This is a genomic window from Pseudomonas sp. (genome assembly GCF_049300855.1).
Lineage (GTDB): Bacteria > Pseudomonadota > Gammaproteobacteria > Pseudomonadales > Pseudomonadaceae > Aquipseudomonas.
On record NZ_JBAQKH010000039.1, the window covers coordinates 1 to 25,533 of the forward strand.

Annotated in this window: 19 protein-coding genes and 2 pseudogenes; 6 read left to right on the top strand and 15 right to left on the bottom strand. The window is 60.5% G+C overall.

Translation table 11 applies throughout. The features are described 5' to 3' along the window. From WA225_RS20415 to mnmH, 3 genes and pseudogenes are all read left to right on the top strand, one after another. Window positions 1-299, top strand: a pseudogene (locus tag WA225_RS20415) (hypothetical protein); the annotation flags it as partial. Between the two features lie 239 nt (window positions 300-538). Further along, window positions 539-1,573 (top strand): selenide, water dikinase SelD, encoded by a 1,035-nt coding sequence (selD, locus tag WA225_RS20420; RefSeq protein WP_422609332.1) that lies wholly within the window; start codon window positions 539-541, stop codon window positions 1,571-1,573. Continuing rightward, window positions 1,573-2,676, top strand: a complete 1,104-nt coding sequence (mnmH, locus tag WA225_RS20425) for a tRNA 2-selenouridine(34) synthase MnmH (RefSeq protein ID WP_422609333.1) — start codon at window positions 1,573-1,575, stop codon at window positions 2,674-2,676. The genes selD and mnmH overlap by 1 nt, the downstream gene beginning before the upstream one ends. 116 nt (window positions 2,677-2,792) lie before the next feature. Here the strand turns inward: mnmH and WA225_RS20430 are convergent, their stop codons facing one another. Next, window positions 2,793-3,467, bottom strand: coding sequence for a histidine phosphatase family protein (locus WA225_RS20430; RefSeq protein WP_422609334.1), 675 nt, complete (start codon window positions 3,465-3,467; stop codon window positions 2,793-2,795). A gap of 316 nt (window positions 3,468-3,783) precedes the next feature. On the opposite strand from WA225_RS20430, the gene WA225_RS20435 reads away from it, so the two are divergent. Together WA225_RS20435 and hemB are read left to right on the top strand one after the other, a co-directional pair. Continuing rightward, window positions 3,784-4,482, top strand: a complete 699-nt coding sequence (locus tag WA225_RS20435; RefSeq protein ID WP_422609335.1) for a glutathione binding-like protein — start codon at window positions 3,784-3,786, stop codon at window positions 4,480-4,482. Window positions 4,483-4,735: 253 nt separating this feature from the next. Further along, complete coding sequence (gene hemB, locus WA225_RS20440; protein WP_422609336.1) at window positions 4,736-5,710, top strand: porphobilinogen synthase; 975 nt, start codon at window positions 4,736-4,738, stop codon at window positions 5,708-5,710. A 129-nt stretch (window positions 5,711-5,839) separates the two neighbouring features. Here the strand turns inward: hemB and WA225_RS20445 are convergent, their stop codons facing one another. Both WA225_RS20445 and WA225_RS20450 read right to left on the bottom strand, forming a co-directional pair. Continuing rightward, window positions 5,840-7,375 carry an FAD-dependent oxidoreductase gene (locus WA225_RS20445; RefSeq protein WP_422609337.1) on the bottom strand — a complete coding sequence of 512 codons (1,536 nt, stop codon included), beginning with the start codon at window positions 7,373-7,375 and terminating at the stop codon, window positions 5,840-5,842. 336 nt (window positions 7,376-7,711) lie between these two features. Next, entirely contained in the window at window positions 7,712-9,916 is a 2,205-nt protein-coding gene (locus WA225_RS20450; protein ID WP_422609338.1) for a TonB-dependent receptor, read from the bottom strand. 267 nt (window positions 9,917-10,183) lie between these two features. Between WA225_RS20450 and WA225_RS20455 the strand changes: the two genes are divergently transcribed. Then, window positions 10,184-11,275 (top strand): DUF1615 domain-containing protein, encoded by a 1,092-nt coding sequence (locus WA225_RS20455; protein WP_422609340.1) that lies wholly within the window; start codon window positions 10,184-10,186, stop codon window positions 11,273-11,275. Between the two features lie 74 nt (window positions 11,276-11,349). Here the strand turns inward: WA225_RS20455 and WA225_RS20460 are convergent. From WA225_RS20460 to WA225_RS20515, 12 genes and pseudogenes are all read right to left on the bottom strand, one after another. Continuing rightward, window positions 11,350-11,631 (bottom strand): annotated as a pseudogene (locus tag WA225_RS20460) (hypothetical protein); the annotation flags it as partial. 132 nt (window positions 11,632-11,763) lie between these two features. Beyond that, window positions 11,764-12,456, bottom strand: a complete 693-nt coding sequence (locus WA225_RS20465; protein ID WP_422609341.1) for an anti-sigma factor — start codon at window positions 12,454-12,456, stop codon at window positions 11,764-11,766. Further along, window positions 12,453-12,986: a sigma-70 family RNA polymerase sigma factor gene (locus WA225_RS20470; RefSeq protein ID WP_422609342.1), complete on the bottom strand. Its 534-nt coding sequence runs from the start codon at window positions 12,984-12,986 to the stop codon at window positions 12,453-12,455. Before WA225_RS20470 ends, WA225_RS20465 begins: the two co-directional genes overlap by 4 nt. 166 nt (window positions 12,987-13,152) lie before the next feature. Further along, window positions 13,153-13,674, bottom strand: coding sequence for a DUF3455 domain-containing protein (locus tag WA225_RS20475; protein ID WP_160058724.1), 522 nt, complete (start codon window positions 13,672-13,674; stop codon window positions 13,153-13,155). Between the two features lie 115 nt (window positions 13,675-13,789). After that, window positions 13,790-15,475, bottom strand: coding sequence for an ABC transporter ATP-binding protein (locus WA225_RS20480; RefSeq protein WP_422609343.1), 1,686 nt, complete (start codon window positions 15,473-15,475; stop codon window positions 13,790-13,792). A gap of 1 nt (window position 15,476) precedes the next feature. Beyond that, window positions 15,477-16,499, bottom strand: a complete 1,023-nt coding sequence (locus WA225_RS20485; protein ID WP_422609344.1) for an ABC transporter permease — start codon at window positions 16,497-16,499, stop codon at window positions 15,477-15,479. Next, window positions 16,499-17,563 (bottom strand): microcin C ABC transporter permease YejB, encoded by a 1,065-nt coding sequence (locus tag WA225_RS20490; RefSeq protein WP_422609345.1) that lies wholly within the window; start codon window positions 17,561-17,563, stop codon window positions 16,499-16,501. Before WA225_RS20490 ends, WA225_RS20485 begins: the two co-directional genes overlap by 1 nt. Before the next feature lies 1 nt (window position 17,564). Then, a complete protein-coding gene (locus WA225_RS20495) occupies window positions 17,565-19,430 on the bottom strand; it encodes an extracellular solute-binding protein (protein ID WP_422609346.1) in 1,866 nt (621 codons plus the stop codon). A gap of 150 nt (window positions 19,431-19,580) precedes the next feature. Next, on the bottom strand, window positions 19,581-22,292 hold the full coding sequence (locus tag WA225_RS20500) for a TonB-dependent receptor (protein WP_422609347.1): 2,712 nt from the start codon (window positions 22,290-22,292) through the stop codon (window positions 19,581-19,583). A gap of 207 nt (window positions 22,293-22,499) precedes the next feature. Further along, window positions 22,500-22,901: an ExbD/TolR family protein gene (locus WA225_RS20505; protein WP_007918272.1), complete on the bottom strand. Its 402-nt coding sequence runs from the start codon at window positions 22,899-22,901 to the stop codon at window positions 22,500-22,502. Beyond that, window positions 22,901-23,587, bottom strand: a complete 687-nt coding sequence (locus WA225_RS20510; protein ID WP_371857975.1) for a MotA/TolQ/ExbB proton channel family protein — start codon at window positions 23,585-23,587, stop codon at window positions 22,901-22,903. The genes WA225_RS20505 and WA225_RS20510 overlap by 1 nt, the downstream gene beginning before the upstream one ends. A gap of 67 nt (window positions 23,588-23,654) precedes the next feature. Then, window positions 23,655-24,473 carry an energy transducer TonB gene (locus tag WA225_RS20515; RefSeq protein ID WP_422609348.1) on the bottom strand — a complete coding sequence of 273 codons (819 nt, stop codon included), beginning with the start codon at window positions 24,471-24,473 and terminating at the stop codon, window positions 23,655-23,657. Window positions 24,474-25,533 lie beyond the last annotated feature (1,060 nt).

Consider the following 25,533-nt stretch of genomic DNA (forward strand, 5'->3'; position numbering starts at 1 on the left):
AGATCCGCGAAGGCACACGCACTCGGCTGTCCGGGTTTTTCTGGTACCTCTACCACGTCATGACGTTGTGGACGATCCCCAACCACCTCGTCGAATGGGAAGTGCGCCGCCTCGAAAGAATCGGCAAACAGGCACTGCCCGACGTCATGCGCGAATGGTCAGAACCGCTGCCACAAGAGCAATGGGCCAAACCCAGTGAAGAGCTGCTGCGGATGAGTGAACAGGTACGGCAAATGCAAAAGCGCCAGCCTCACCGACCGATCACCGAAATTTTTGCTCAGGTGCAGCGCGAGCGTTAACAGCGCAAAAAATCGCAGGCAGCGATTTTTTGATTGTGCGCACTCAGGTGAAGTCGAACAGCGCAATCGCCAGCAGGCTGGCTCCCATATTTGAACGGGGCGTACACAAAACCCTACAAGCGTGAGCCTGCTCGCGATGGTGGTTTCACACTCAACGCAACTGTCCGCCTGGCTTGGTGAAACATTCCGCCGCAGTGGCTCTGCTAGAATCCGCCCCATCAACAGCCTGAGACTCCCCCATGAGCGAGCCGATTCGTCTGACCCAATACAGCCACGGCGCCGGTTGCGGCTGCAAGATTTCTCCGCAGGTGCTGGAAGTGATTCTGGCCGGCAGCGGCGCGCAGAACCTCGACCCGAAACTGTGGGTCGGCAACGCCTCGCGTGATGACGCGGCGGTGTACGAGATCGATGCCGAGCGCGGCGTGGTCTCGACCACGGACTTTTTCATGCCGATCGTCGACGACCCATTCGACTTCGGCCGCATTGCCGCGACCAATGCGATCAGCGACATCTATGCGATGGGCGGTGATCCGTTGATGGCGATCGCGATTCTCGGCTGGCCGGTCAATGTGCTGGCGCCGGAAGTGGCGCGCGAAGTGATTCGCGGTGGCCGTGCCGTTTGCGACGCGGCGGGTATTGCGCTGGCGGGCGGACATTCGATCGACGCGCCGGAGCCGATCTTCGGCCTCGCCGTCACCGGTCTGGTGGAAAAACGCCACATGAAACGCAACGACACCGCCACCGCCGGTTGCCTGCTGTACCTGACCAAACCGCTGGGCATCGGCATCCTCACCACCGCCGAGAAGAAGGGCAAATTGCGCACCGCCGACGTCGGCGTGGCCCGCGACTGGATGTGCACCCTGAACAAACCCGGCAGCCGTTTCGGCAAACTCGCCGGCGTCACCGCGATGACCGACGTCACCGGTTTTGGTCTGCTCGGGCATCTGGTGGAAATGGCTGACGGCAGCCAACTCACCGCACGCATCGCTTACGATCGCGTGCCGCGTCTGGACAGCGTCGAGTATTACCTCGATCAGGGCTGCGTGCCCGGCGGTACGCTGCGCAATTTCGACAGCTATGCGAGCAAGGTCGGCCGCGTGCAGGAACTGCACAAACGCGTGCTCTGTGACCCGCAAACCAGCGGTGGCCTGCTGATCGCCGTTACCCCTGAGGGCGATGCCGAGTTCCTCGCCGTCGCCGCCGAACTGGGCCTTGACCTGGCGCCAATCGGCGAACTGGTTGAGCGACAGACGAACGCAGTCGAGGTGATTTGATGCTCCGCGACTGCACCGACTACCGTGATATTTTCCTCAACGACCGGCCGCTGATGGATGCCCGCGCGCCGGTCGAGTTTCACAAGGGCGCGTTCCCTGGCGTGATCAACCTGCCGCTGATGAACGATGTCGAGCGGCAGAAGATCGGCACCTGCTACAAACAGCACGGTCAGCAAGCTGCTATCGAATTGGGTCATCAACTGGTGTCTGGCGCGGTGAAAGCCGAGCGCATCCAGGCTTGGGCCGATTTTGCTCACGCCCATCCCGACGGTTATCTCTATTGTTTTCGTGGTGGCCTGCGTTCGCAGATCACCCAGCAATGGCTGCGTGACGAGGCGGGCATCGACTATCCGCGCGTCGCGGGTGGTTACAAGGCGATGCGCAACTTCCTCATCGACACCCTTGAGCAGGCCATCGCGCAATGTGATTTCGTCTTGCTCGGTGGCATGACTGGCACCGGCAAGACTGAAGTGCTGGTGCAGTTGCAAAATGGCCTGGATCTGGAAGGGCACGCCAATCATCGCGGTTCAAGCTTCGGCAAGCGCGCGACCGGGCAGCCGTCGAACATCGATTTCGAGAATCGTTTGGCCATCGATATCCTCAAGAAACGCGACGCGGGTATCGCGCAGTTTGTGTTGGAGGACGAGAGCCGGGTGGTGGGCAGTTGTGCCTTGCCGCTGCCGCTGTATCAGGGCATGCAGCAGTACCCGATGGTCTGGCTGGAAGACCGTTTTGATGATCGCGTCGAACGAATCTTGCGTGATTACGTGGTGGAGCTGTCAGCGGAGTTCGCCACAGTGCATGGCGAGGAGGGCTTTACGCTGTTCTCTGAACGCCTGCTGGAAAGCCTCAACAACGTGCAGAAGCGCTTGGGTGGCGAGCGCCATCGACGGATGTTGCTGTTGATGGAAGAAGCGCTGGCGGAGCAGGGGCGCAGTGGCGCGGTGGATTTGCATCGCGGCTGGATCGAAGGGTTGCTGCGTGAGTATTACGACCCGATGTATGTGTTTCAGCGCGAGAAGAAGGGCGGGCGGATCGAGTTTGCCGGGGAGCGTGGGGCGGTGCTCGAGTATCTGCGTGAGCGGTTGAATCAGAAGGTTTGATAGTGCTTTTGCTGGCCTCATCGCTGGCAAGCCAGCTCCCACAGTGATTGTCGTTGTACACAAAACCTGTGGGAGCTGGCTTGCCAGCGATGAGGCCGGTTCAGACAGAAAATGACTCAGGTCGGGCAGGTTTCCTTGCCATGATCCAGCCCCTGCTTGTAGCTGTGGCTCTGCAAACTGGCCTTGCCGTTGTGCCAGGTCAGGGTCAGCACATACAGCGAGTCAAAATCGTTGCCGGCCCAGTCATCAGTGATGTGCTGTTTCTCGCCGACCGCTTTGCCAGCCACTTTGTTGATCAGCTCTGGCAGGTAGCCGTGGGACCAGGCGGTGTAGATCGTCGAGTTGTGGTACTTGTCTTCCAGCAATTCGCGGGCCAGATCACTGGTGTCGTTGGCCGAAAACTCGATGTTCACCGGCAGGCCGAGCTTGATCGCCGCCGGGCTGATGGTCATCAGTGGACGAATGTAACTGTAGGAGTTGTCCAGCTCACCTTCCTCGACATTGCGCGTCGGGTTGGCGGCGAACACGTAATCGGCCTTGCCGAATTTTTCCGGCAGCAGCGTCGACAGGTCGATGGCGCGGTTCAGGCCCTGGCAGTTGAGCTGGCCGAGACCGCCCTCGGGTTTCTCGGCATGGCGCAGGAACACCAGCGTCTGAGTGCCGTCCACGGGTTGTGCGCGACTTTCGCTGGACTCCAGCGACAGGAACAGCGCACTGACGGCCAGCAGGGAAGGCAGGGCCACATACGCGCGATGTTTGAAACGTTTGGCGAAACGCATAAGGTTCGTCATGAAATAAAAAGTTCTTCAGCAAATTCAGTTAAGGCTGACAAACCTTTACACCGCGGGCTCCCAGCACCGGATGTTTTCCCTGTCATGAACGGCTTCCTCTGCGAGAAAGGCATAACTCAGAGTCCCCTGAGGGCCGTTTGGTTCGATCGTGCGAGCGCGCAGCACTCTAACGACAACGTTCCGCGGCCTGGTCGCAGGTTAGCGACAGGATGTTGCGGATTTAAGTAGGGGCAACGGTGCCGGGGAAAAGAACCCGCGCTAGAGCGGGTGATCCTGGATTATGCTCAGGACTTTAATTTGTGACTGGATGCTTCCCATGACCGATCTGTCCGCGTTCCCGATCACCCAGAAATGGCCGGCGCAGTACCCTGACTGGATTCAGCTCTATTCCTTGCCGACGCCCAACGGCGTCAAAGTCTCGATCATGCTCGAAGAAATCGGCCTGCCGTACGAGCCGCACAAGGTCGCTTTCGATGCCCAGGATCAGTTGTCCGCCGAGTTTCTCTCGCTGAACCCGAACAACAAGATCCCGGCGATTCTCGATCCCCACGGTCCGGAAGATAAGCCGCTGCCGCTGTTCGAATCCGGCGCGATTCTGATTTATCTGGCCGACAAGAGCGGCCAGTTACTCGCGCAGGAAGGCGCGCTGCGCTACGAAACCCTCCAGTGGTTGATGTTCCAGATGGGCGGCATCGGCCCGATGTTCGGCCAACTTGGTTTCTTCAACAAATTTGCCGGCAAGGATTACGAGGACAAGCGCCCGCGTGATCGTTATGTCGATGAAAGCAAACGTCTGCTCAAGGTGCTCGACGGTCGGCTCGAGGGCCGTGACTGGATCATGGGCGAGCGCTACACCATTGCCGATATCGCCACGTTTCCGTGGGTACGCAACCTGATCGGGTTTTATGAGGCGGGTGATCTGGTCGGCATCAGCAATTTCCCCAATGTTACCCGTGTGCTTGAGCGCTTCCTCGCCCGTCCGGCGGTTGTTCGCGGCCTGACCATCCCCTCGTAATCTCAGGGCTGCACACATAACCCTGTGGGAGCGAGCTTGCTCGCGAAGGCGTCGTGTCAGCCAGCATTTCTATTGCTGATACACCGACTTCGCGAGCAAGCTCGCTCCCACAGGGGATTTGTTGTGTCACAGCGATTATTACACCCCCGGTAATGCACTCTTGATTGATCCAGGTTTGTACCCCGCCCCCCGCAAGGCATAAGCTTCGCCCCCTACGACTTTCGTCTCATCTGCCGTTTTCAGGAAAGGCCCCATGTCCAGTCAGTTCCCCGAAGCACGTCCCCGCCGTCTGCGCCGCAATGCGAGCCTGCGCAGCCTGTTCCAGGAAACCGAGTTCAGCCTGAACGATCTGGTGCTGCCGATTTTCGTCGAGGAAGACATCGACGACTTCGTGCCGATCAACAGCATGCCCGGGGTGATGCGCATTCCCGAGCGAAAACTGGCCAGCGAGATCGAGCGTTATGCCCGTGCCGGCGTCAAGTCGGTGATGACCTTCGGCGTGTCGCATCATCTGGACAGCACCGGCAGCGATACCTGGCGCGATGACGGTCTGGTCTCGCGCATGTCGCGCATTGCCAAAGATGCCGTGCCGGAAATGATCGTGATGTCCGACACCTGCTTCTGTGAATACACCGATCACGGCCACTGTGGCGTGATGCACAACCATGAAGTCGACAACGACCAGACGCTGATCAACCTCGGCAAACAGGCGGTAGCCGCTGCTCGCGCCGGTGCCGACGTGATCGCGCCGTCGGCGGCGATGGACGGTCAGGTGCGAGCGATTCGTCAGGCGCTGGATGCGGCCGGCTTCACCCAGATTCCGATCATGGCCTACTCGACCAAATTTGCTTCGGCACTCTACGGCCCGTTCCGCGAGGCGGGTGGCAGTGCGCTGAAGGGCGATCGCAAAAGCTATCAGATGAACCCGATGAACCGCCGCGAAGCTCTGCGCGAATCACTGCTCGACGAGCAGGAAGGCGCCGATGCGCTGATGGTCAAACCGGCCGGTGCGTACCTCGACATCATCCGCGACATCCGTGAAGCCTCGAACCTGCCGCTGGCGGCGTATCAGGTCAGTGGCGAGTACGCGATGATCAAGTTCGGCGCACAGGCCGGGGCGATTGATGAGGATCGCGTGGTGCGCGAGAGCCTGGGCGCGATCAAGCGTGCGGGTGCGGATTTGATCTTCACTTACTTTGCGATGGATCTGGCATTGGCCGGGATCTAACGCCCACCCAATAACCCCTGTGGGAGCGAGCTTGCTCGCGAAAGCGGTTTATCAGTTGGCATTGGTGTTGGCTGACACGACGCCTTCGCGAGCAAGCTCGCTCCCACAGGTATTTATGGTGTTTTTGGATCAGGAACAGTTGAAGTAAGGCCGGATGCCGTGATCGCGGAAATACCGTTCGATCACTTTCGGGTCGGCACTGTTTTCAGCAATCGCCACGTACGTATCCGGGCGCAGCAGATAAAAGCCGTTACGCCCCAATCCTGCTGTTTCAAACGCCGGGCGCCAGTCGAACACATGCAGCGGCAAGTGATGTTCGTGGCACCAGGCAATCATCTCGTCGCTGGTGTCGCCGTACACATGCACCTGCCAGCACGGCTGCCTGAGCGATTCGTAATTATCCCCCTCACCATCATGCGCCCACGGCAAACGGTCACCGCCGTGCACGTGGCCGGCTGCGCCCTGGCTCAGCGGCATGCCGCGATAGTTGAGGGTGACTTGCGACACCGTGCGAAAGAGGAACTCGCGACTGGCCTCGAACGAAGCCATTTTCGGGATCAGAAACGGCGCCACGCGCATGCGCAGCAAGTCCGCCATAGGCCCCTCGGCGGTGACAAAACTGAAAACCTTGTCGGTGGTCGACACTAGCCGGCGGGCGAAGGCAATACGTTCGGTTTCGTAGCTGTCAAGCAGATGTGGTTCGGCGGCGCCGCTGAGCACCGCGGCGAGTTTCCACGCCAGATTGATCGCGTCGCCAATGCCGGTGTTCATGCCTTGCCCGCCCGCCGGACTGTGCACATGCGCCGCGTCGCCGAGCAGAAACGCGCGACCACTGCGAAAATGCTCCGCGACGCGGTGATGCACGCGGTAGGTCGAGAACCAGTGCACGTCTTCGATGTGCACCTTGAGATGTTCGATGGCGCGGCTGCTGACATCGGAAAATTGCAGGGTTTCGGCGCGATCCGCACGTTCGTCACGCACCGTGCCGATCAACCGCGCGCGGCCTTCGCCGGCCAATGGAAACACCGCGAGAAAGTCCGCTTCATCCAGATCCAGATGCAACTCGCCGTTCATCGCCGGGCCGCTGGCCTGGACGTCGGCCACGTAGAAAATCTGCTGATAAGTGCCGCCCGGGAAACCGCTGTCGAGGCTTTTGCGCACCACTGAGCGGGCACCGTCGCAGCCCGCCAGATAACAGGCCTGGCAGATTTCCTGCTCACCATCGGGCCGGCGCAGATGGGCGGTGAGGCCGTCGCCGGTTTCTTCGAAGCTTTCCAGCGTGGTGTCGCGTTCGACCGTGACGCCATAGTCTTCGAGGCGTTCGATCAACAGCCGTTCGTGCTCGTCCTGCGGGAAGATTTCGACGAACGCGTAGGGCGTCAGTCCCTCACCGATGCGGTTCAGCGGCAGTTGCGCGACCGGTTTGCCGTTGACCCAGAAATTCGCCGCCGCCACCCGATGGCCGTGGCGCACGATGGTGTCGGCGAGGTCCAGTTGTCGGTACAACTCAAGGGTGCGCGCCTGCACCGCCAGCGCTCGCGACGTGGTGCCGGGCGCGGAAGTTTTATCGATGATGCGCACGCGTACGCCGAGTTTGCTCAGCCACAGGGCCAGCACCAGTCCGGTGGGGCCGGCGCCGATGATCAGGACGTCGCTGCGGTTCATGGGCCTGTCCTCCGTTTGCTGTGCAGCAAGTATGGATCAAGAGGAGAGGGTGGCCAGTTGGTCGGCCGGACGGAAAAAGGCCCCGCAGTGTGAGGCTGCGAGGCCTTGTTCAGGTGGTCGGCGAGAGATTTTGGTGACAGTGAAATTTACCCCCTCACCCCAGCCCTCTCCCCCAGGGGGGCGAGGGGGAAGGGAGCAGATTGGGGGCGTTTCAAAACCTGAGTACGACTCGATATTTCAATTCGGTGTAGCTTGCAAGAACATCACGGTCAGTCCCCTCTCCCTCCGGGAGAGGGCTAGGGTGAGGGGCTTTTGAGGGTGAGGGGCTTCTCAGCCTTAGAAATCAATAGTCCCGGACAACTTCGCCACCCGCGGCTCACCCTGGGTCAGATAACCACCCTGAGCCGATTCCCAATACTTCTTGTTCGCCAGGTTCTCCACACCCAGACGTAATGTCACGTCCTTCTCCGAGACCTTGAACGCATAACGCGCGCCGGCATCGAAACGGTTCCAGGTCGGCAGGCTGAGGTTGTTCGCCGCATCGGCGTATTGACCGCCGGTGCGCAGCATCCGCGCGTTCAGCGCGACACCTTGCAGTCCCGGCACATCCCAGTCGGCGCCGGCGTTGAACTGGAAGGTCGGCACGCCGATCGCACGGTTGCCGTCGTTGGCGCCGTTGAGGGTGTTCTTCAGTTCGGTGTCCATCAGGGTCAGGCCGCTGATCAGGCGCAGGCCCTGGATCGGCTCGCCGAACACGTTCATTTCCACGCCTTTGTTGATCTGCTCGCCTTCACGTACGTAGGTGCAGGTGGTGGCGCTGTTGATTTCGCAGTAACCGTCGCTCGGCTGTTCGATGCGATAGACACCCAGGCTGGCGCCGTAAGTGCCCATGTCGACTTTCACCCCGACTTCGGTCTGCTTGGAGCGTTTCGGCGCGTAGACTTCGTTGCCGTTGGTCACACGGAAACCGCCGGAACTGGTCGGCGAGGTCGGGCCTTGGGCCAGGCCTTCGATGTGGTTGGCGTAGAACGACACGTGTTCCCACGGCTTGAACACCACGCCGTAGACCGGTGTGGTGATCGATTCGTCGTAGCTCGACTTGCGATCGCCACTGCCCCAACTGGCGTAGTTGTAGCCTTGCACCACCAGTTGCTGGCGGCGCAGACCCGCGGTGACCAGCAGCCGATCATCGAAGAAACCGAGAGTGTCGGAGAGCGCGATGCTGCGGTTGAAGGTCTTGCCGACGATGCCGGGATCATTCAAGTCGCCACCGGAGAAGTTACCGACCGGCGACGGTGTCTGCACCGGGTGATAGATGTTGTTGGCGTACTGGGTCAGGTCAAAATCATAGGCGCTGCGCTGTTCGGTCCAGATCCCGGTCAGGCCGAAGTTGAGCTTGTGGCTGACCGGACCGGTATCGAATTTGCCGTTGAGGCCGGCCATGACGCTGGTGTTGTCTTCATCGTGCGGAATGAACGAGCCGGTGGTGAACGACGCGCCGTTGTTACCGACCAGGGTGGTCGAGTTGTAACGCCCGACTTCGCGGGTGTGCTTGGCGCCGCCAGCGGCGTAGGCGGTCCAGTTATCGTTCAGGTCGTATTCGGCGCGGAGCATGCCGAAGGTGTCTTCGATGTCGGTGTAGCCCCACTTCGGCGCGTAGTTGGTGTCGGCCGATGGCGCGTCCGGAATGTGCGTGGCAGTGCCGAGGTTGACCGAGTTGCGGCCACCGTTGACGCGCTCTTTCTGATAGGCGAAGTCGCCGGATAGACGCAGGGCGTCGCCGCGATAATCGAGACCGATGGCGAACAGTTTCGAACGCTGGTTTTCGTGATCTATGCCGGTGTCGCCTTCGCGCTGGGACAGGTTGACCCGTGCGCCGAAGCGGTTGTCCTCACCGAAGCGCTGGCCGATGTCGAAGTGCTGACCGATGCGGCCTTCGCTGTTGATGTCGGTGGTGTAACGACGCAGCGGCACATCACCGGCGCGCTTCGGTTGCAGGTTGACGCCACCGCCGATGCCGGAACCGGTCGGGGTCACGCCGTTGATAAAGGCGTTCGGGCCTTTGAACACTTCCACGCGCTCCAGCGCATCGGTGGAGATGATCTGGCGTGGCAGCACGCCGTACAGGCCGTTATAGGAAATGTCGTCGCCGGTCAGCGGCAGGCCGCGGATCATGAAGACCTGCGCCTGGTTGGAGAAACCGGAGGCCTGGCGCACCGACGAATCATTGAGCAACACGTCGGCGACGTTTTCGGCTTGCTGATCCTGGATCAGTTGTTCGGTGTAGGAGGCGGCGCTGAACGGCACGTCCATCATGTCCTGATTGCCGAGCACGCCGAGTTGACCACCACGGGCCACTTGGCCGCCGGAGTAGACCGGGGGCAGGGCACCGGGCGTCGGGGCCTGGGCATTGACGTTGACGTCGTCGAGGACCAGCGCTTTGGTATCGCCTTCGGCGGCGTAAGCGGTGACAGTCAGGGAGCACAGCAGGGCGAGAAGCGTCGGGCGAAACGGGACGGCGAGTCGAGCTGAAGCGGGCATGTATGTACCTGGAGGCGCGCGGCCGGTTGGAAAAAATAAGGGCGGCGCGGGAACTCCTTGCGCAAATGCGACTCCAGGTGCAAATGATAGGTTTTCTCAGTAACGGTTTGCAATCAGTTTGTCATCAGCCTTGGAAAGCTCTGTTCCGGGCGATTTGATTGCACAGGGGAATTAGCCTGGGGAACGTGGCAGTGGCCTCGCAGTCCTAGCCTGCGCCATACCATTGAACGTATGGTGAACCCGGCACAACGGACTGGATGACGCTTCATGCACAAACTTCGATTACCGATCACCCTCGCCGCACTGCTGGTGCTCGCCGGTTGCGCCGGGCAGCGCACTCAGGAGCCGGTGCCCCGTGCGCCTGCTGAAGTGAAGGCTGAGATCGTACGGCTGATGCCGGCCAAGACCGCTGATCGCCAAGGCTGGGCCACCGATATTTACGCCGCGTTCGCCGCGCAGAACATCAGCCCGACCACGCAAAATCTTTGCTCGGTGCTGGCTGTGGCCGAACAGGAATCCACTTTTCAGGCCGACCCCACCGTGCCCGGCCTGGGCAAAATCGCCCGCGACGAAATCGACCGTCGCGCCGCCAAAGTGCACATCCCCAGCCTATTGGTCAGCGGCGCGCTGCAAGTGCGCTCAACCAACGGCAAAACCTACAGCGAACGCCTGAACGCGGCGCGCAGTGAAAAAGAACTCAGTGGCATTTTCGACGACTTCATCGGCAGGGTGCCCATGGGCCGTACGCTGTTCGGCGGCTTCAACCCGGTCCACACCGGCGGGCCGATGCAGGTCAGCATCGAATTTGCCGAACAGCATGCCAAGGATTATCCGTACCCGGTGGACGGCACGATTCGCCACGAAGTGTTCAGCCGCCGTGGCGGCATGTATTTCGGCATCGCGCACTTACTCGGTTATCCGGTGAGTTATCGCGAGCCGCTGTATCGCTTCGCCGACTTCAACGCCGGTTGGTACGCCAGCCGCAATGCAGCGTTTCAGAATGCGGTGAGCCGTGCTTCGGGCATCCCGCTGGCGCTCGATGGCGACCTGATCCGCTACGACTCGATCATGCCCGGCGGCACGGAATTGGCGGTGCGCACCCTCGGCAAGTCGTTGGGCATGCGCAACCCGACCATTCGCGATCAACTGGAGAAGGGCAAAACCCTGGAGTTCGAAGAGACCAAACTCTATCAACGGGTGTTTGAACTGGCGGAGCAAGCGGAAGGGAAAAAGCTGCCGCGCGCGGTGTTGCCGGGGATCGTGCTGCAGAGTCCGAAGATCACCCGCAAGCTGACGACGGCGTGGTTCGCCAAGCGCGTGGATGAGCGCTACAAGCGTTGCATGGCCAAGGCGGGATAAAACACACAAACATAAAAAACCCGGCTGAGGTAAGCCGGGTTTCTCTGGGTTGTTGCGATGTCGCACTGCATTCAAGCGTTGCGACGTTCGTTCAAGCGATCTGCGCCACCTTCGGCGACCGTGTTGCCTTGCAGACGATCGGAACCATCGGCAGCGACCGTGTTGCCCTGCAGGCGATCGGAGCCATCGGCGGCGACCGTGTTGCCCTGCAGACGATCGGAACCATCAGCGGTGACAGCGTTCTGGTACAGACGATCCGAGCCATCGGCGGCGATCATCGTGTGGGTCGGGGTAGCAGCGAAAGCGTTAACGGCGAAAACCGAGAAAGCGATGCTGAGAAGAGTCTGGCGTTTCATGATGGTGTGCTCCGGGGTGTTATTGGTTGGTATGGAGCCGATGTTACGCCCGGGATTTTTTATGAGAACTTCATTGCCGTGATTGTAAACATCGATGCCGATGATGTTTGCCAGAAGCCGCAGAGCAGAGCCTTACAGCACCTTCACCGCGCGCCCGATCGCCTGAATCGGCCCGGTCGGTTTGCCGATCGGCGAGCCATTGGCGCCCTCTAGCGTCAGTTCGAACAACTGGTTCGGTTGCAGCGGCGGCAGTTTGTCCAGCGGCACCGACAACGCCTGCCCCGGCTTGACCAAACCTAGCGATACCGGCCCTTGCCAGCCATCAGCCTTGGTCCAGAATTCCAGCGCCTTGTCCGCCGGTACTTCGACCACACCGAGCGGAATCAACTGAATCTCCCGCGAATTGCTCGCCTGGATCACCCAACCGGGAGCCTTGTCCTGCGGCGCGACCAGCACCACCAGATAACTCGGTTTCGGCGTGGTCTGGGTCAGCAGGATCGAGCCCAAAATCAACGTTGCAGCCAATCCGGCCGCGCTCAAACCGCGCCAGAGCGGCAGCAGGTTCCACCATGAGGTCGATGGCGCGTTCGGCGTGAGTCGTTCGAGGCTGCGTTCGATCCTCGGCCACAACTGCGCCGACGGTTGCTGCGCGGGCGCAAGGTCTGTCAACTCCAGCAGACGACGCTCCCAGGCATCCACCGCCGCGCGCAGTTCGGGTTCGTTCGGCAAGCGACGTTGCACCTCGAGGCGCTGCGCGAACGACAGCGTGCCGAGCACATACTCGCCGGCGAGTTCATCGCGGTCCTGCGCCGATTCGCTGGTCATCCCATGCACTCCCGCAAGGCATTGAGGCTGCGCTTGATCCAGGCTTTGACGGTGCCCAGCGGCGTGTCGAGGCGCGCGGCAATCTGCGCGTGGCTGTAGCCGTCGACATAGGCATGCAGGATGCAGCGGCGCCGTTGTGGCTCCAGTTGTTCCAGACAACGGTGGATGCGTGCCGAATGCGCGTGGCCGTCGTAACCGTCATCGTCCACCGTCACCTCGTGAGTTTCGTCAAAGGGTGTTTCCCGGCCCTGATCACGCAGCAGATTCAGCGCCAGATGCCGCGTCACCGTAAACATCCAGCCCCGCGCTGAACCCCGCGCCGGATCAAACCCCGCCGCGCCATTCCAGATCTTGATGAAGGCCTCATGAACGATGTCCTCCGCCAGTGCCGTATCGCGCACCAACCGCTTGGCCACGCCGAGCAGACGCGCGCCTTCCTGCACATACAAATCGCGCAGGGCCGAACGTTCGCCACGGGCACAGGCAGCGAGGCGGGCTTCGTAATCGAATGTGGATTCGGCTAAAGGCATGGTGTGCAATCTAGCTCACATTCCCCAAACATCCAGACAACCCAATTGCCCTCTGTGGGAGCGAGCTTGCTCGCGAAGGCGGCGTGTCAGTCGATACATCCTTTTCTGACCCACCGCATTCGCGAGCAAGCTCGCTCCCACATTGGGATCTCGGTAACTCCGGAAATCAGTTCGCCGCCCAGAAAATGTAATCAGCCTGGTACTTCACCACTTCCTGCTTGCCCTTGTTCGCCGCCGTGCATTCACTGCCCGGCGCCACGCCGCCCTTGAGCGCGACACGCTGGATGTAACTCACGCCACTCATTGCGCCTTTGCCCTCGGCCGGATTGGCTTTGACCAGTTGGTAGGGCAGGTTGCCCGGAGTCGACGGCGCTACGGCCAACTGCGTGCCGGTGACTTTCGAACCGTCCTTGGCCTGCCAGGTGGCCGGCGGGCCGAAGTAGGTGCCAACCTGCTTGCCGCTGCGATCATTGAGCACCGCTTTCGGGCCGACGAAGGTCCACTCGGTCTGCCCTGGGGTATTGGCTTTGTCACGGCATTCGTAAGTGATCTCGCCGACGCCGGTGGTTTCCATGGCGATCTTGTGGCCGTCCGGGACTTTGATAGCGTCGGGATAGCTGCTTTGGGCGAAGGTTGAGGCGCTGGCGGTGAGCAAACCGGTGAGGCAGATCAACTGGGTGATGTTCATCAGTATGTTTCTCCGAAAAGGGTAGATCGCTGGCAGCCGAAGAGGGCTGTTACAGGGACTACCCGTGGCGGAGGTGTTTGGATGCAGTGCCCGGAAAATATTTTTTGGATCACCTCTATACCTGTGGGAGCTGGCTTGCCAGCGATATCGGTGGGTCAGAGGAGGGGATGTTGACTGACCCGGCGCCATCGCTGGCAAGCCAGCTCCCACAGGGTTTTTCAGTGGGCTTGAGGCCGGAGGCTTTCAGGAGTTCCCGGGTGTAGGGATGTTGCGGGGCGGCAAAGATTTCCCGTGACGAACCCTGCTCAACCACCTTGCCATCCTTGATCACCATCAAGTCATGCGCCAACGCATGCACCACCGCCAGATCATGGCTGATGAACAAATAGGTCAGCCCATGCTTGATCTGCAGTTGCCGCAACAACTCCACCACCTGCTTTTGCACCGTACGATCCAGCGCCGACGTCGGTTCATCGAGCAGAATCAGCGCCGGTTCCAGCACCAGTGCGCGGGCGATGGAAATGCGCTGGCGTTGCCCACCGGAAAATTCGTGGGGATAACGATGACGGCTCTGCGGGTCGAGGCCGACTTCCTCCAATACGCGAATCACCGCGGCCTCCCGCTCGGCCTCGGTGCCGATACCGTGAGTCAGCAAGCCTTCGGCAATGATCTGCTGCACCGACATCCGTGGGCTGAGGCTGCCGAACGGATCCTGGAACACCACTTGAATCTGCCGCCGCAACGGCCGCATCAAGCGCTGATTGAGCAGGCTCAATTGCTTGTTGCCAAAACGGATATTGCCCTCGGATTCGACCAACCGCAGGATCGCCTGGCCCAGCGTCGACTTGCCCGAACCGGACTCGCCAACAATCCCCAAGGTCTTGCCCCGCTGCAGGGTGAAACTGACCCCGTCCACCGCTTTGATGTAATCCTGCTGGCGACTGAACAGCGCTTTCGGCAATGGAAACCAGACCTTCAAATCATCGACTTCGAGCAGGTTGTGATCATATTCACTCGGCACCGGCGCACCGCTCGGTTCGGCCTCGATCAACAAGCGACTGTAAGGATGCTGCGGCGCCCGAAACAGCGCTTCGCAATCCGCCTGCTCGACGATCTCGCCCTGACGCATCACGCACACCCGCTGCGCGATGCGCCGGACCAGATTGAGGTCATGACTGATCAGCAACAGCGACATGCCCAGCCGTTGTTGTAACTCGATCAGCAACTCAAGAATCTTCTGCTGCACCGTGACATCCAGCGCCGTAGTCGGCTCATCGGCGATCAATAGCTCCGGCTCGTTGGCCAGCGCCATCGCAATCATCACCCGTTGCCGCTGACCGCCGGATAGCTGATGTGGATAGGCTTTCAAACGCTGCAAAGGCTGGCGAATCCCGACCAGTTCCAGCAACTCCAATGTCCGTTCGCGAGCGGCGCGGCCCTTCAAACCTTTGTGAATCTCCAGCACTTCGCTGACCTGCTTTTCCAACGTGTGCAACGGATTGAGCGAGGTCATCGGCTCCTGAAAAATCATCGCAATGCGGTTGCCGCGCAAACCGCGCATCTGCTGCTCGCTGGCCTGCAATAAATCCACGCCGTTGTAGCGGATCGCGCCGCTGCTGTTGACGTTCTTGCCCGGCAACAAACGCAGAATCGAATGCGCCGTCACCGACTTGCCCGAGCCGGATTCACCGACCAGTGCCAGGCATTCGCCACGGCGGATATCGAGGTTCAAACCGTGCACCACTGTCTGCCCGGCGAAGGCCACGCGCAGATCACGAATTTCAATCAGGTTGTCGTTCATCTCAGCTCCTTGGATCAAACGCATCACGGCAAGCCTCACCGATGAAAACCAACAAAGACAAAATCAGCGCCAAGGCAAAAAACGCCGTCAGCCCCAGCCACGGCGCTTGCAGATTGCGTTTGGCCTGACCGATCAATTCGCCCAGCGACGCAGTGCCGGCCGGCATGCCAAAGCCGAGGAAATCCAGTGCAGTCAGCGTGGCGATGGCACCAGTGAGAATGAACGGCAGGTAGGTGAGGGTGGAGGTCATGGCGTTGGGCAGGATGTGCCGGCACATCAGTTCGTTGTCGGTCAGGCCCAGCGCGCGTGCGGCTTTGACGTATTCCAGATTGCGTCCACGGAGAAACTCGGCACGTACCACATCGACCAATGCCAGCCAGGAAAACAGCGCCATGATCCCCAGCAACCACCAGAAACTCGGCGAGACGAACCCGGACAAAATGATCAGCAAATACAGCACCGGCAACCCCGACCAGATCTCCAGCACGCGCTGCCCGAGCAAGTCGACCCAGCCACCGTAATAACCCTGCAATGCCCCGGCGACGATGCCGATCAATGCACTGATGCCGGTGAGAATCAGTGCAAACAGAATCGAAATCCGCGTGCCGAAAATCACCCGCGCCAACACGTCGCGCGCCTGATCATCGGTGCCCAGCCAATTGCTTGAGGACGGTGGGCTCGGTGCCGGTTCCGTAAGGTCGTAATTGACTGTGTCGTAACTGAACGGGATCGGCGGAAACAGCATCCAGCCGCCCTGATCCTCGATCAGTTTATGTACGTAATTGCTGGCGTAATCCGGCTGAAACGGCAGCTCGCCGCCGAAATCGGTTTCCAGGTAATCGCTGAGGATCGGCAAGTAAAAGGCGTCGTGGTAACGGATCACCAACGGCTTGTCGTTGGCGATCAACTCACCGCCCAGACAAATCAGGCACAGACCGATAAACAGCCACAACGACCAGCGTCCGCGCCGATTGGCTTTGAATTGCGCAACGCGACGCTGACTGAGAGGAGAAAGAGTGAACATCAGGCAGTCCTCGCCGAGAAGTCGATGCGCGGGTCGAGCAGGGTGTAGCAGAGGTCGCCGATCAGCTTGATCAACAAGCCGAACAGGGTGAACAGAAACAGCGCACCGAACACCACCGGATAGTCGCGCGACACCGCCGCCTCGTAGCTCATGCGCCCGAGGCCGTCGAGGTTGAAGATAGTTTCGATCAGCAGGGAACCGGCGAAAAACACCTCGATCAGTGCCGACGGCACACCGGCCACCACCAACAACATGGCGTTGCGAAACACATGGCCGTAGAGCACGCGGCGCTCGGTCAAACCCTTGGCCCGCGCGGTGATCACGTACTGGCGGCTGATCTCGTTGAGGAAGCTGTTTTTGGTGAGGATCGTCAATGTGGCGAAGCCGCCGATCACCAGCGCCGTCACCGGCAACACCAGGTGCCAGAGGTAGTCGCCGACCTTGCCCAGGGTGCTGAGGCTGTCGAAGTTGTCCGAGACCAGCCCCTGCACTGGAAACCAGTTGACGTAGCTGCCACCTGCAAAGACCACGATCAACAGAATCGCGAAGAGGAACGCTGGCATCGCGTAGCCAATGATGATCGCCGTGCTGCTCCAGACATCAAACGCGCTGCCGTTCTTGATCGCTTTGCGAATGCCCAGCGGGATCGAAATCAGGTAAGTGATCAGCGTCGCCCACAAACCCAGCGACAGCGACACCGGCAGCTTCTGCACGATCAGATCGGTGACCTTGGCGCCGCGAAAGAAACTGTTGCCCAGATCTAGCTGCGCGTAGTTTTTCAACATCAGCCACAGGCGTTCGTACAGCGGTTTGTCGAAGCCGTAATGGTGTTTGATCTCCTCGATCAGCGCCGGATCGAGACCACGGCTGCTGCGCCCGGCGCCGCCAATCGCGGCGACCTCGCCACCACCGCCCATGCTGTGCCCGCCAAAGCCTTGTAAGCGCGCGATGGCTTGCTCGACCGGGCCACCCGGCGCGGCTTGCACAATAAGAAAATTGACCACCAGAATGCACAACAGCGTGGGGATGATCAGCAGCAAACGTCGACTTAGATAACGCAGCATGTCACTGGCCCCCCGCGAGTTGGCTGTGCATCTGTTGCGTGGTCAGCGCCTTGGCCGATACCTCCCACCAGGTGTTGAGGCCTTCGTCGTACGCCGGTTGCACGGGCGGCATGCCGAAGCGGTTCTGATACACCGTCGGCGTGCCTTTGGAGTAGTAGTTGGGAATCATGTAGTAACCCCATTGCAGCACCCGGTCGAGGGCGCGGGCGCAATGCACCATGGCTTCGCGGGTGTTGGCCTGGACCAGTCCGTCGATCAGTTGATCGACCGCCGGATTGGCCAGCACCATCGAGTTGGAACTGCCGACTTGCGTGGCACTTTGCGAGGCGTACAGGCTGTACAACTCGCGGCCGGGAGAGACGATCGGATCGCCGCTGCGCGGGAAACTGGTGACGATCATGTCGTAGTCGCGGGCGTTGAGGCGGTTGACGTATTGCGCCGAATCGATCCGCCGCAGATTGAGGGTGATGCCGATCTGCGCGAGGGTGCGTTTGAACGGCAACAACATGCGGTCGAAGCCGCCCTGGCCGTCGAGAAAAGTGAACTCCAGCGGCTCGCCGGCAGCGTTGACCAGACGATTGTGTTGCGGCGTCCAGCCAGCCTCGGCGAGTAGCTTCAGCGCTTGCAGTTGCTTGTCGCGGATGTAGCCGCTGCCATCGGTTTTCGGCGCCTCATACACCGTGGTGAAAACCTCGTCAGGAACCTGTCCGCGCAGCGGTTCGAGGATCTTCAATTCTTCGGCATCAGGTAGCGCGGTGGCGGCCATTTCGCTCTTTGGCCAGAAGCTGTTCTGACGCACGTAGAAGCCGCGCATCATCTGCTTGTTGGTCCACTCGAAATCCCACAGCAGGCTGATCGCCTGACGCACGCGGCGATCCTGGAAGATCGGGTTTTGCAGGTTGAACACGAAGCCTTGGGCGGCGGTGGGTTTTTCCGGGGCCAGAATCGACTGCTGCAAGCGCCCGTCGCGCAACGCCGGGCTGTCGTAGCCGACCACGTAACCGGACGAGGAAAACTCGCGGTTGTAGTCGAACGCGCCGGCCTGCAACAACTGGCGGGCGACGTCGGTGTCGCCGTAGAAATTCACCGTGAGGGTGTCGAAGTTGTACATGCCGCGACTCACCGGCAAATCCTTGCCCCACCAGTCCGGATCGCGTTGAAAACCGATGCTGCGCCCGGCGTCGACCTTGCTCACCCGGTACGGGCCGCTGCCCAGCGGTGGCTCGAAACCGCCGCCATTGGCGAAATCGCGGGTCTTCCACCAGTGTTCGGGGACCACGCGCATCGTCGCCAGGTCCAGCGCGAGGGTGCGGTTGAGGTTGTTCTTGAAGGTGAAGCGTACCTGCCGTGGGCCTTCGATCAGCACGTCCTGCACGTCGGCGTATTGCTGGCGATAACTCAGGCTGCCCTTGGTCATCAGCAGGTTGTACGTGTAGCGCACGTCTTCGGCGGTGATCGGCGTGCCGTCGGCGAAACGTGCTTTTGGATTGAGGGTGAAACGTACCCACATACCTTCGGGATCGCGCTCGATCTGTTGCGCGACCAATGCGTAAACGGTGTACGGCTCGTCGAGCGAGCGGAACGCCAATGGCGAATACACCCAGTCGTTGACCTGGACCACGGAAATGCCCTGATCGGCATACGGGCTGATGTAGTTGTACTGGCCGATCTCCATCGACGCGCGGCTCAGCGAACCGCCCTTGGGTGCGTTGGGGTCGACGAAATCAAAGTGCTGGAAGCCCGGCGGATACTTCGGCGCCTCGCCGTACACCGTCAGCGCATAACTGCCGCCGGCCAGCGCCGATGCCCCGGAGCACAGCAGCGCACTGCCCAAAAGCAGGCCCGCCATGTTGCGCATGAGTCTCATGAGGTCACTCCCCAAAATCCCTGAATGGTCACGGAACCCTTGTGGGAGCTGGCTTGCCAGCGATGGCGTCGTGTCAGTCGACATCTACTTCACTGACACACCGCAATCGCTGGCAAGCCAGCTCCCACAGGGTTTTGTGGTGCTCGTTCTTTAGAAGTGGTAAGTCATACGCGCAAACAAGGTGCGGCCCAGTGGGTCGGTGTAGCGCGGGTCATAGCCGCTCTGGAAGTTGTAAGCCTGGTTGGAGAACGGCGGATTACGGTCAAACACGTTCTTCATCCCGGCATCGACATCCAGCACCTTGTCGAAGGTGTAGCCGGCCGACAGGTCCCATACCGAATACGAGGCTACTGTCGCATGGGTATCGCGGTCGTAGTCGTTGTAGCCGGTGGTGAAGCGGTTGGTCAGCGCCGCCCGCGCCGCGCCGAAGGTCCAGCTGCCGGTGAGGTTGTGCTTCCAGCGCGCGATCACGCCGTCACCCTCGAAGTCGCCGACCTTGTCGGTGAACGGGCCTTTGATGGTGCTCTGGAAGTCGTACTCGTCAACATAGGTGCCTTGCAGGCCCAGACCGAACTGACCGTACGGCGTGTTCGGGAAGCGGTAATCCAGCGACACGTCGACACCGTTGGTTTCGACGATGCCGAGGTTGGCGTTGCCGGTGACGATGTAATTGAGCGTGCCGTCGGCGTTGCGCACGAAACGGTCCGGGTAGGAGCCGGCCTGATCAAACACGGTGGATTCCGGGAACGGCTGGATCTGGTTGGAGATGTGAATCCACCAGAAATCCAGGCCCACCGACAGATTGTTGATCGGCTGATAGACGAAGCCCAGGGTCACGTTGCGCGCCTTCTCCGGGGCCAGATCTTCGTTGCCGCCAATCTGGTTGAGGAACTGCTGACCGCAATCGCGGCCACCGTTGCCGCCCGGTTGCACCACACCGCCGGTACACAGCACCGGGTCGTTGTAGAAGCCTTGGGTGAAGGTGATGCTGCGCGGCGAGTACAGCTCGTACAGCGACGGCGCACGGAAACCCTCGCTGTAGGCGCCACGCACCACCAGCTCTTTCAACGGCTGATAACGGAACGAATATTTCGGGTTGGTGGTGCTGCCGAAGTCGCTGTATTTGTCGTGACGCACGGCGGCGGACAGTTCGAGGCTGTCGAGCACCGGCACGTTGATTTCCGCGTAGGCGGCTTTGACGCTGCGGTCGCCCTCGACACTGCCGGCAGGGTCGATGCCGAGGCTCTGGATATCGCCGGCGAAGGACTCGAAGTCCTGGTGGAATTTCTCTTTGCGGTACTCGCCACCCAGGGCCAGACCGGACGGCCCGGCACCGAACCAGTCGCCGATCTCGCGGCTGATGCGTCCGTCAAAACCGGCCACGCGACCGACAGCCGTGGAGTAGGCGCCGTGGTACGCCGCGTCATCGATGTACTGCTGGCCGGCCGCCGACTGCGGGCCGAACGGGTTGAGCAAACCGCTGGCCAGACCGGCGATCATCGCCTGATCGCTGACATAACCGCTGGTGACGCTGGAGACGATTTTGTTCTGGTTGTACGAGGCGCCGACGTTGTAATCCCAGCCACCGACCAGACCATCGAAGCTGAGCAAGAAGCGCTGGCTGGTGTTCTGGTCTTTCGATTCACGCGGGCCGGCGGCGGTTTCACGCCAGTTCACATCGACGGGTTGAGTCGGGTCGAGGGCGAAACCGGTCGGTGCCGGGGTGATGCCGTTGCCGGGGTAATAGGGCGACGAGCCGTCGAGGCTCAGGCCGGTCAACGGCGCGGGGCCGACAGCGGTGGCGTTGTTGTTGCGCGACCAGAAGTATTCGAGGTTGACGTTGTGATCGTCGCCGAGTTTGCCGGTGGTCTTGCCGAAGAACGAAGTCTTCTCGGTCTGCGGCACCAGGTCGATGAATTCACGGGTGCTGAAGCGGCACAAGCCGTCGCGGGCGATCAGGTTGGGGCCGTTGCAATTGCTGTTGGCCAGTGGATTGGTGGCGTTGCCGTTCTGGCTGTAGTTGCCGGGAAACGCGGTGCCGGAGGTCTGATCGAGACCGCGACCGGGCGCATAGTCGGTGGCGAAGGAGCGGTCGTTGGCGTCGAGGTTCTGCTGCTTGTTGTAGTTGAACACGCCGAGGACGTTGAAACGGTCCTCCTCCAGATCGCCGTAGCCCCAACTGGCGCTCATGTCCTTGCTCGCACCGCCGCCGCTGTGGGTCGGGGTTTCGCCGCCGAGGGTCAACTGGCCGTCAGTCAGGGATTTCTTGGTGATGAAGTTGATCACGCCGCCGATGGCGTCGGTGCCGTACAAGGCCGAGGCGCCGTCACGCAGGACTTCGACGCGCTCGATGGCGGCAAACGGGATCATGTTCAGATCCACTGCGCCGCCAGCCGAGTTGGTGCCGGACAAGGCGTTGTTGGCCAGGCGTCGACCGTTGAGCAGCACCAGCGTCTTGTTCGCGCCGATGCCGCGCATGTCGGCGAACGAGGCGCCGCCAGTGGCTGCGCCGACGGAGCCTGCGCTGTTGTTGATCGACTGGCTGCCGGTGATGCGCTGCACCAGTTCGGCGGTGGTGGTCACGCCCTGTTTGCGCAGCTCATCGGCCTTGAGAATGGTGATCGGTACCGCCGTTTCCGCATCGACCCGGCGAATCGCCGAACCGGTCACTTCCACCCGTTGCAGTTGCGTGGTCGGCGCCACCACCGCCGCAGCCGCCGGGACGGCAGCGTTGTCGTCCTCGGCCGCTTGCACAGTCCCGGCGCCCATCCCCATGGCCACCAGATACAACGGAACAAAACGGTGGCGAGAAATCGTTGCCACCAAGGGTTTGAGCGTGAAGCGTGGAGTGTTCATCAGCATGGTTATTTCCGACTTTTTAGACGTTATCGAATTGGCCTTGTGAGCCCCTCATTGCTCCGCTATCGGTGATACCGCGTGCGGAAAACCACTTTCTTCAAGCAAGCCGATCCCCTCCGAAGACGCGTGGCGTTTTTTCGGTCGGCGGGTTGCGACGGGAGTCAGCGAGCGGTGGCGGGCGTGTTTCTCAAGGCGCGCCCGCCACCGCACTCAATGGGTGGTCATCACCGATATTTTGGTAATGCCCGAGCGTTCGATCGACGCCATGGCTTTCGCCACCTGGCCGTAATTGACGGCGGAGTCGGCCTGCAACTGCACGCGGACTTCGGCGTCCTTGGCCTTGACCTCCTTGAGGCTGGCCTCCAGCGATTCCGGGGCCAGCTCGGTTTTCGCCAGATAGAACTTGCCGTCCTGATCGACACTGACCACCACCGGGTCTTTCTTCTCGGCGGGGGCGACGGCGTCGGTTTTTGGCAGGTTGACCTTGATCGCGTTGGTCATCAGCGGCGCGGTGACGATGAACACCACCAGCAGCACGAGCATCACGTCGACCAGCGGCGTGACGTTCATTTCGCTGAGCACTTCATCGCTGTCTTGAGTGGAAAAGGACATCAGCTGGCCTCCCGCACGGCGGCCGTGGTTTTGCTGGCGATGGCCTGACGGCTGATGGAAAACGCACTGCGCGAGGCGAGGGCGTCGAAGTCGTGGGCGAAGTCATCCATGTCGGCGGAAGCGAGTTTCAGGCGACGCAGGAAGAAGTTGTAAATGAGTACCGCCGGTACGGCGACGGCGATACCGACACCGGTGGCAATCAGCGCGTGACCGATGGGCCCGGCGACCGCTTCGAGGCTGGCGGAACCGGTTTCACCGATGCTTTTCAGCGCTTCCATGATTCCCCACACGGTGCCGAACAAACCTATGAACGGCGCGGTGCTGCCAATACTGGCAAGAATTGCCTGGCCGTTTTCCAGCGAGCGGCGTTCCTTCTGGATCTGCTGGCGCAGGTTGCGCTCCAGGCGATCGGAACGGTTGATGGTGTGCGCCAGTTGTTGCGTGGTGCGCGGCGAATCTTCCACCAGTAGCGCTTCGAAACCGCTGCTGGCGATGCGCGCCAGCGAGCCCGGATACTGGCTGGCGTGTTCGGCGGCGGTGAGCAGATCCGGCGCGCCCCAGAAGGCTTTAGTGAACTGCTTGTTCTGCGCTTTCTGCCGCAGGTACTGCGCCGACTTGACCAGCAGGATCGCCCAGCTGACCACGGAAAACAGCACCAGACCCCAGAGCACGCCGGGGACAATCATCGAAGACAAATCGTTCATGGTGACACCTCGCTTGCGTTATTCGGTTGTGCGTTGATTGAGCGTTCGGTTATTGCGGCAATTTGAAATCGATGGTCTGGGTGGCGAAGCCGTCAATCGGCGTGTCACCGCGTTTGGCCGGAATAAACTTCCAGTTCTTCACGGCGGCGACGGCGGCGTCATCCAGTTGCGGTTTGCCGCTGGATTTGGTCACCGTCACTGAGCCGGCGCGACCGTTGGCCAGCACCTGAATACGCAGCACCACGCTGCCTTCCCAGTTGCGTCGCAGCGCCAGCGACGGGTATTCCGGTGGCGGGTTGCCGAGGCTGGCGAGGCCGGAAACGGCTGCCGACTCCTTGACCGGACCGGGCGCGGCGGCAGGGGCCGGTGGCGCGCTCGGGGTGGCCGGGGCAGCAGGTGCAGCCGGTTGTGCCGGGGCCGGTGGAGCTTTCGGCGGCTCGACCTTTTTCACTGGTTTCGGCTTCTCGACCGGTTTCGGTTTTTCGATCGGCTTGGGTTTCTCCACCGGTTTCGGTGGCGGCTTGACCGCGTCTTCGTCTTCCACCGGTTGTTCAGGCTCCGGTGGGGGCGGCGGCGGTGGTGGCGGCTCGGGCGCGGGCGGTGCCGGTGGCGTCGGGCTGGTCAGCTCGACGGTCATTTCCGGAATTTGCGGCGGCGTTGGCAATGGCTCTGTCTTTGACTGCTGGAGAAACCACCAGGCGCCTCCATGTATCAGCGCCGACACAGCCACCAGCAACACCATCTGCTGTTTATTCAAACCGCCGGGTTGTGAGGTATTGGCTTTAAACGCCGGCCTGCCCGGTGGTGGCGGAACTGGAGCTTCCCGCAACGACCCCGGCAGGGTTCTGTGCTTTACCGCATCGTTCATTAAAGCTCCCTCGGGTGGATGAAGGGCAATAAGGTGCCGTCCGAACATTTGGCTGATGTTCGAGTGAGTGGATGCAACTTTCTTCAAGGTGAGCAGAAGCCGATAGTTAGTTTAACTATCCAGTTACCAAGGCTTGTGCAAACTTACTGGCTTAGCGCCATCGACTTCGAGTGTTCATTGGCCATTCCCTGGTTGTTCTTCTATTGCGTAAGACATCGGTCGCTGTCTCATGCTTGTTACACATAGCAACGGCTGTGCCAAATGTTGCTGAAATGTAGAGTGCGTATTTCATGAGTGTTACCCATGTCGCATTTATATAAGTTTTACCTTTGCGGTGATTTTTCGCTGGCACGCAGATCCCCGTTACTCCACTTGACGGAGCTTTTTCAGAGGCGAGTCAGGCTAGACGCGCTATCACGCTGATCGGCGGGATAGAGCGGCGGCGTGGCTGGCGACCGGTGCACTTGCTGGTGCGCGGCGGACTGATTTGGTGCGGGCCAATGTTTTAGCGGGTCACGAGGTATGTTCCTTGTTCTTGTTTAAATGAAATCAATGTTTGAAGTACTGAATAGTTCAAGCCGGTGGAGCAGTTTTGGTGCACTTGCAATGGCGCCGAAAGTTATTGTTCGACAATCCTGCTGTCGTTCAATGCACACTGCATTTGTGCGTTACTGTCCGAGTCTTATTTAAAAAATAAATAGCACGCTGCCGTCGGCCAATAACTCATTGGCGAACGCAGTGCGCTGTCGAGGTGTCAGGTAATAAAGTAAGTGTGAAGGCAGCCGGGACTGTTCGGATGAACTCGGCGGCGAACGGATAAATGCAAAGAGGCTGTGATGCGGCAGAGCGTTTGAAGATTCACGCGGTGAACTCCTTGTTGCCAGCTCGGATACGCGAACTTTTGGTTCGGTATCGCACCTTACAAGAACGCGGATAGCGTTCGATGATTGCTCTTGGTGCGGGATGGGCACCGCCAGCGCTGTTTTGCGAGGTTTGAATTCGCAAGTCGCGAGTGCATGGGAAAACCGTGCCAAAACCGATACACAGACAGAATTTTTCT